This is a genomic window from Micromonospora sp. LOL_013 (assembly GCF_048060315.1).
Classification (GTDB): domain Bacteria; phylum Actinomycetota; class Actinomycetes; order Mycobacteriales; family Micromonosporaceae; genus Micromonospora_E.
In genome coordinates, this window is sequence record NZ_JBHMIQ010000022.1 from 106397 (window position 1) to 112777 (window position 6381).

Consider the following 6381-nt stretch of genomic DNA (forward strand, 5'->3'; position numbering starts at 1 on the left):
GACTGTGTACGGTCACCAGCCGGCGGTGAGCATCCGTCACCAGTCGGCGCTGAGCACCCGGCCGAAGGACAGGCAGCCCGGCGAGTCCCGGTAGTAGCCGAAGTTCGGGATCCGGGCGTACCCGCTGCTGCTGTAGAGCGCGATCGCCTCGGGCTGCTTGTCGCCGCACTCCAAGATGACCCGGCGGCGGCCCTGGCCGGCGGCGGAGCGTTCGACGGCGGCCAGCAGCGCGCGGGCCACCCCGCGCCCGCGGGCGGCGTCGGCGACGTACATCCGCTTCAGCTCGGCGTCCTCGCCGGAGCTGCCGTGGCTGCGCCAGCCGGCGCAGCCGGCCGGTGCCCCGTCCAGATGGGCGATCAGGAAGGCACCGCCGGGCGGGTCGAAGTGGGCCGGGTCGACCGGGGTGTCGTCGCCGGTGCCGCCGTAGCGGGCACCCAGATCGGCCATGGCGGCGGCCACCAGACGTTGCGCCACCGCGTCGGTGTAGCGGACCCGGCGGATCTCGACGCCGGCCTGAAGCAGATCAGTCACGCGGTAAAGCGTAGTGCGGTCACCGGCGGTGGCTCAGCGGTGACCGGCGCGGGCTCACTGGAAGTGTTCCCAGCCGGCGACGCCCTGGTACGGCTGGCCGTCGACGGTGACCCCGGCGCCTTTGACCACGTGGCCGACCCGCCGCCAGCCCTTCGGCAGCGGCAGATCCTCGGGGAACGTCGCGGCCAGGGCGTGGTCGTCACCACCGCCGAAGATCCACTGGTACGGGTCGACGCCGAGCGCGTTGGCAGTGTCGCGCATCTGCGGCGGCACCTCGAACGCGGCCCGGCGCAGGTCGATACCGACCCGGCTGGCGGTGGCGACGTGACCCAGGTCGGCGATCAACCCGTCCGAGATGTCGATCATGGCGCTGGCGCCGACGTTCGCCGCGGCCGGGCCGGCGGCGTACGGCACCTCGGGGCGTCGGTACGCCTCCACGAGCAGCTTCGGTGACCGGAAGCCGCGGGACAGCACCGTGTAGCCGGCGGCGGCGTAGCCGAGCCGGCCCGCGATGGCCAGCACGTCACCGGCGTGCGCGCCGCTGCGCAGCACCGGGGCCGCGCCGTGCAGGTCGCCGAGGGCGGTCACCGCGATGGTCAGGGTCGGGCTGGCCGACATGTCGCCGCCGACCACGCTCGCGCCGACCTTGGCCGCCTCGTCGGACAGGCCGACCGCCAGGTCCTCGGCCCAGCCGGCGTCGGTCTCCGGCGGGGCGCAGAGCGCCACCAGCAATGCGGTCGGCACCGCCCCCATCGCCACGATGTCGGCGAGGTTCGCGGCGGCCGCGCGGTGGCCGACGTCGACGGCGCTGGACCAGTCCCGCCGGAAGTGCCGGCCCTCGACGAGCACGTCGGTGGAGGCGACCACCCGGCCGTCCGAGGCGGCCACCACGGCCGCGTCGTCGCCGGGGCCGAGCAGGGTGGCGGCCCCCGGGTGCAGCCGCGCGGTGACCCGGGAGATGAGCCCGAATTCACCGGCCTGTGCCACATTCACCGGTCCACCTCGATCATTGTCGTCTCCACTCGGGCACCGTCATGAATCCGGCCTGCTCCGTACGGTAGTTTCACGTTCGAGCCGCTCCCGGGCGGCGGATAGGAGTCGGGTCGTGGTCCAGGCATACATCCTCATCCAGACCGAAGTCGGAAAGGCACGCGACGTCGCCGACGCGATCGCGGACATCTCCGGCGTGGTCCGGGTGGACGCGGTGACCGGGCCGTACGACGTGGTCGTGCTCACCGAGGCGCACACCGTGGACGAACTCGGGACGATGATAGTCAGCCGGGTCCAGATGGTGCCGGGCATCACCCGGACCCTGACGTGTTCGGTGGTACGACTGTGACAGGTGGGCCGGACCGGACGACCAGGCAGGCGGCCATCTGGGCGACCGTGGTGGCGTTGCCGTTGACCGTGATCGTGGCGCTCGCCGCGTTCAGCCGGCTCGCCCCGGCCGGGTCCGACGACGACCCCGGGGCCGCCGCGGACCCGTCGGCGTCGGCGTCCGCCGGTGTCGCGCCGGTGCCGACCACGCCGGTGCAGATCGCCGCCCCGACGCTGGACGAACGCGCCGAGATCGTCTGCCGGGCGCTGGTCTCCCAACTGCCGGGTACGCTGCGCGACCTGCCGCAGCGGCGGGTCACCGACGGCGCCGAGCAGAACGCGGCGTACGGCGAACCGCCGATCACCGTCGCCTGCGGGGTGCCGGCGGCGCAGTTCCCACCGACCGACCTGGTCTACGCGCTTGACGGGGTCTGCTGGCACGCCGCCGAGCAGGCCGACGCCACCGTCTGGACCACCGTCGACCGGGAGATCCCGGTGCGGGTGAGTGTGCCCGGCTCCTACGACGAACCGGGCCAGTGGGTGACCGCGTTCGCCGACCCGCTGATCGAGACGGTGCCCAGCGACGCGGACGCCGCCCCGCGCGGCTGCCGCGCCTGACTCTGGGTCCGGTCCGAATCCGGTCCGGTCCGCTCCTCTGGTCCGGTCTCGGTCCCGGCGGTCGGTCAGCGCAGCCCGGTGCCCCGGCTGAGCGCGGTACGGATCAGCCGGTCCACCAGCTTCGGGTACTCCAGGCCGGCGGCCGCCCACATCCGCGGGAACATCGACGTCGGGGTGAACCCCGGCATGGTGTTGATCTCGTTCAGGTAGATCTGGTTGTCGTCGGTGACGAAGAAGTCGACCCGGGCCAGACCGGCGCAGTCCAGCGCGGTGAAGGTGCGGCAGGCGTAGTCCTGCACCTGCCGGGTCACCTGCTCCGACAACCCGGCCGGGATGTCGTACTCGCAGGAGTTGTCGAGATACTTGGCCTCGAAGTCGTAGAACTCGTGGTCGGTGACCACCCGTACCTCGGCCAGCAGGGACGCCTCGGGGCCGCCGCCGGCCTCGCCCTCGATCACCCCGCACTCGACCTCACGGCCGACGATCGCCGCCTCGATCAGCACCTTCGGGTCGATCTCCCGGGCGGTGGCGACGGCGGCGTCCAGGTCGGCCCAGTCGGAGACCTTGGTGATGCCGTACGACGAACCGGCGCGCGACGGCTTGACGAACACCGGCAGGCCGAGGCGCTCCTTGTCGGCGTCGCTGAGGCTCACCCCGGGGCGCAGCACCGCGTACGGGCCGGTCGGGATGCCCTCGACGGTGGCCAGCTTCTTGGTGAACTCCTTGTCCATCGCGGCGGCCGAGGCGAACACCCCGGCCCCGACGTACGGGATGCCGGCCATCTCCAGCAGCCCTTGGATGGTGCCGTCCTCGCCGTACGCGCCGTGCAGCGCCGGGAAGACGACGTCGACGCCGGCCAGGGCGGCGGCCGGGCCGTCGGCCGGGTCGAGCACCATGATCCCGTTGCCGGTCGGGTCGGCGGGCAGCACCACGGCCGAGCCGGACCGGTCGGTGATCTCCGGCAGTTGCCGGTCGGTGATGGCCAGCTGGCTGCCGTCGCCGGTGGTGAGCACCCACCGCCCGGCGCGGGTGATGCCGACCGGGACGATCTCGTACTCGTCGGTGTCCAGGGCGGCCAGGATGCTGCCGGCGCTGACGCAGGAGATCGCGTGCTCGGTGCTGCGGCCGCCGAAGACGATGGCGACGCGGGTCTTGGCTGGGCTGGTCACAGGGGTGCCTTTCGTTCGCGGCCTGCACGCGCCCGCCGGGCGAGGTCGGGGGAGCCCGGCGGTACGCGGTTCACGTCTTCGCGCTCACGCGGCTGACCCTACTCTGCGTACCCGCCCGCCGGGCCCTGACCGGCCCGGGATCCTCCTGATGCTGCAAGGAGTAACCGCCGGGTAGCTGAGGACCCGGGACCCGCGTTCGTTGGGCGGCGGCCTACCGGTGGTCACGCGTGGGCGAGCCCGCCCGCCTTCGCCCCGTCGACGAAGGTCGACCACGTGCCCGGCTCGAACCGCAGCACCGGGCCGGACGCGTCCTTGCTGTCCCATAGCACCGGCATTGCCTTTGAGCAGCGACGCGACTGGACATCCGAACAAGGGAAATGATGGGTCCAGGCTCGCTACTGGGGACGATTCCATCACGGTTACGACGACCGATTAGGGCCCGCCCGGTTCTGAGGGGCCTCGCCCCAGCAACAAACAGGGGAAACCCGACGTCCCTGCAAGGGCCCGGTTCTTCGCCCCAAACACGCAGTTGACGGTATCGGTCGCGCCGGCCAGACGCGTGTGCCCCTCATCACGATCTACCCACCATTATGGACTACTGCACTTCCTAGATAACCAGAGGGAAAGCTGGCCGAGATCTGGGCCGACCCGCGCTACTGGTACCTACACCCGCAGATTCGGAACACCTATCTGCACAAGCCTGTGAACGACCATCACGTCGGCGTCAACATGCCAAACAACCCCCGTCACTACCGGATGTAAAATAGGTCGAGAAACTTGACCAGTCCGCAGGTCGATCCCAAACCCTGTACGACTTTCACTCTAAGGTTTCATCGGGATAGTACAAGTCACGAGTGCGCATTTTTCCCGTAGGTCGAATATCCCTTGAATCATAAACGACGACGTGGTCTTCACCATCAAGAATTATTGCATAACTACCACCCTCGTCGAAATTCTCCGATACGCCAACCACCGCCCCAAGTCGACCATCTTGCCCAGTCTGCTGCGGATCCCGGACGACAACAATTTCCGAATAGAAAGGAATTCGACCATTACCCATCACGATTCACCCATTTCGCATTTCATCGATAACAAAGTGCCAACTCGGGCTACCCATCAGAGCAACCGCACCGAAAAGCGATACCGGTCACCACATTCCATCGCACCACCAACCACCTTCGCAGAATAAGCAACATGCCAACCAAGACCACACTCGCCCCAGCCATACACCCAATCCCCAATACTACCCCCTAGTGCGTTGTCCATGAACGTTCACCGGGTCGGCGACACGCCGGGCGGCGTCCGCTGGTAGTCGCTGGTCACGGCTCACTCTCGACGGCGGTGATATTGGCTGTCGAGAGTGAGGTGGCGGGGTGGCCGAGCCGGTACGGGCACGGCGGTTGACGCAAGAAGAAGGCCGTAAGCTGCAACAACTCGTCCGCCGGGGCAAGCACGATTCGGTCCGGATGCGGCGGGCGCTGATCATCATGGCGTCGGCGTCCGGGACACCGGTCCCGGCGATCGCCCGGCTGATCGCCGGTCACGAGGACACCGTCCGCGACGTGATCCACGCGTTCAACGAGATCGGTCTCCGCGCGCTGGACCCTCAGTGGGCGGGAGGCCGTCCCCGCCGGATCAGTGACGACGATGAGGCGTTCATCGTCGCGACGGCCAAGGCCCGCCCGAGCACGCTCGGGCGGCCTTTCACCTGCTGGAGCCTGCGTAAACTCGCCGACTACCTGGCCACCGACGCCACCCGGACGGTGGACGTGGGCCGGGAACGGCTGCGGCAGATCCTGCGACGTAACGAGGTCAGCTGGCAGCGGACCCGGACCTGGAAGGAATCGACGGACCCGGACCTCGACGCCAAACTCGACCGGATCGAGGAGGTGACCAGCACGTTCCCCAACCGGTGGCGTCCGGACCGGCTGCCGGCGACCTACCGTCGCACGCACGGCATCCGGTACTTCCACGGCTGCTACAGCCTCGGCGACGACCAGCTCTGGGGTGTCAACCGCCGCCGCAAGGGCGCGGACCACACCCTGTCCGCGTTGAAGTCGATCCGCGGGGCGCGGCCGGACGGCGCCCCGATCTACGTCGTCCTGGACAACCTGTCGGCGAACAAGACCCCGGCCATCCGGGCCTGGGCGGCTCGCAACGGGGTCGAGCTGTGCCTCACGCCGACCAGCGCGTCCTGGGCCAACCCGATCGAAGCGCAGTTCGGGCCGCTGCGGATGTTCACCATGGCGAACTCGAACCACCCCAACCACACCGTCCTGGCCCGAGAGATGCAGAAGTACCTGCGTTGGCGCAACGCCAACGCCCGCCACCCGGACGTGCTGGCCGCGCAACGCCGCGAAAGAGCCCGGGTCCGCAGCGAACGCCAGCACCGCTGGGGCCGTCCCCGGGCCAAGGCCGCCTGACCGATCAGACCCGGTGAACGTTCACGGCCAACGCACTAGGCATGCCAGTAGGATGCTAGTGTGTAATCCTTCCATCCAACGAAACATTCAAGTGCTTCCCGTCAGGACTCAGCCTTCTCAGCTGAGCCTTACCCGTCCTACTTAGCTGGACATCCCACTCGAATTCTTGTCCTGGAGTTCGCGAAGGGCCGCGCACCCACTCATTTCCGAATCTGTCAATATATCCACCCTTTTGGCCCTTTACTAAAGCCCGAATTGACTGAGCCTCGATCCACCGATGAAGGTTGGACCGGCAGGACCCCGGATGTAGAAAGTGCCCTCTG

At 68.9% G+C, this 6381-nt stretch carries 8 protein-coding genes; 3 read left to right on the top strand and 5 right to left on the bottom strand.

Going from position 1 to position 6381, the window contains the following annotated elements:
* Nucleotides 1–36: 36 nt before the first annotated feature.
* Both ACFHWS_RS16570 and ACFHWS_RS16575 read right to left on the bottom strand, forming a co-directional pair.
* Complete coding sequence (locus ACFHWS_RS16570; RefSeq protein WP_416568500.1) at nucleotides 37–522, bottom strand: GNAT family N-acetyltransferase; 486 nt, start codon at nucleotides 520–522, stop codon at nucleotides 37–39.
* Between the two features lie 63 nt (nucleotides 523–585).
* A complete protein-coding gene (locus ACFHWS_RS16575; RefSeq protein WP_123600472.1) occupies nucleotides 586–1524 on the bottom strand; it encodes a thiamine-phosphate kinase in 939 nt (312 codons plus the stop codon).
* A gap of 112 nt (nucleotides 1525–1636) precedes the next feature.
* Between ACFHWS_RS16575 and ACFHWS_RS16580 the strand changes: the two genes are divergently transcribed.
* Both ACFHWS_RS16580 and ACFHWS_RS16585 read left to right on the top strand, forming a co-directional pair.
* The gene (locus ACFHWS_RS16580; protein ID WP_123600471.1) at nucleotides 1637–1870 is read left to right on the top strand and encodes an Lrp/AsnC ligand binding domain-containing protein; all 234 of its coding nucleotides are present in this window, start codon (nucleotides 1637–1639) and stop codon (nucleotides 1868–1870) included.
* Nucleotides 1867–2466: a DUF3515 family protein gene (locus ACFHWS_RS16585; RefSeq protein ID WP_416568492.1), complete on the top strand. Its 600-nt coding sequence runs from the start codon at nucleotides 1867–1869 to the stop codon at nucleotides 2464–2466. The genes ACFHWS_RS16580 and ACFHWS_RS16585 overlap by 4 nt, the downstream gene beginning before the upstream one ends.
* 65 nt (nucleotides 2467–2531) lie before the next feature.
* On the opposite strand, the gene ACFHWS_RS16590 is transcribed toward ACFHWS_RS16585, so the two are convergent.
* A complete protein-coding gene (locus tag ACFHWS_RS16590; RefSeq protein WP_416568493.1) occupies nucleotides 2532–3635 on the bottom strand; it encodes a D-alanine--D-alanine ligase family protein in 1104 nt (367 codons plus the stop codon).
* A gap of 221 nt (nucleotides 3636–3856) precedes the next feature.
* The gene (locus tag ACFHWS_RS16595; protein WP_416568494.1) at nucleotides 3857–3970 is read right to left on the bottom strand and encodes a DUF397 domain-containing protein; all 114 of its coding nucleotides are present in this window, start codon (nucleotides 3968–3970) and stop codon (nucleotides 3857–3859) included.
* Nucleotides 3971–5008: 1038 nt separating this feature from the next.
* Between ACFHWS_RS16595 and ACFHWS_RS16600 the strand changes: the two genes are divergently transcribed.
* On the top strand, nucleotides 5009–6058 hold the full coding sequence (locus ACFHWS_RS16600) for a helix-turn-helix domain-containing protein (RefSeq protein ID WP_416568495.1): 1050 nt from the start codon (nucleotides 5009–5011) through the stop codon (nucleotides 6056–6058).
* 55 nt (nucleotides 6059–6113) lie between these two features.
* On the opposite strand, the gene ACFHWS_RS16605 is transcribed toward ACFHWS_RS16600, so the two are convergent.
* Nucleotides 6114–6329: a polymorphic toxin type 17 domain-containing protein gene (locus ACFHWS_RS16605; RefSeq protein WP_416568501.1), complete on the bottom strand. Its 216-nt coding sequence runs from the start codon at nucleotides 6327–6329 to the stop codon at nucleotides 6114–6116.
* Nucleotides 6330–6381: the final 52 nt, after the last annotated feature.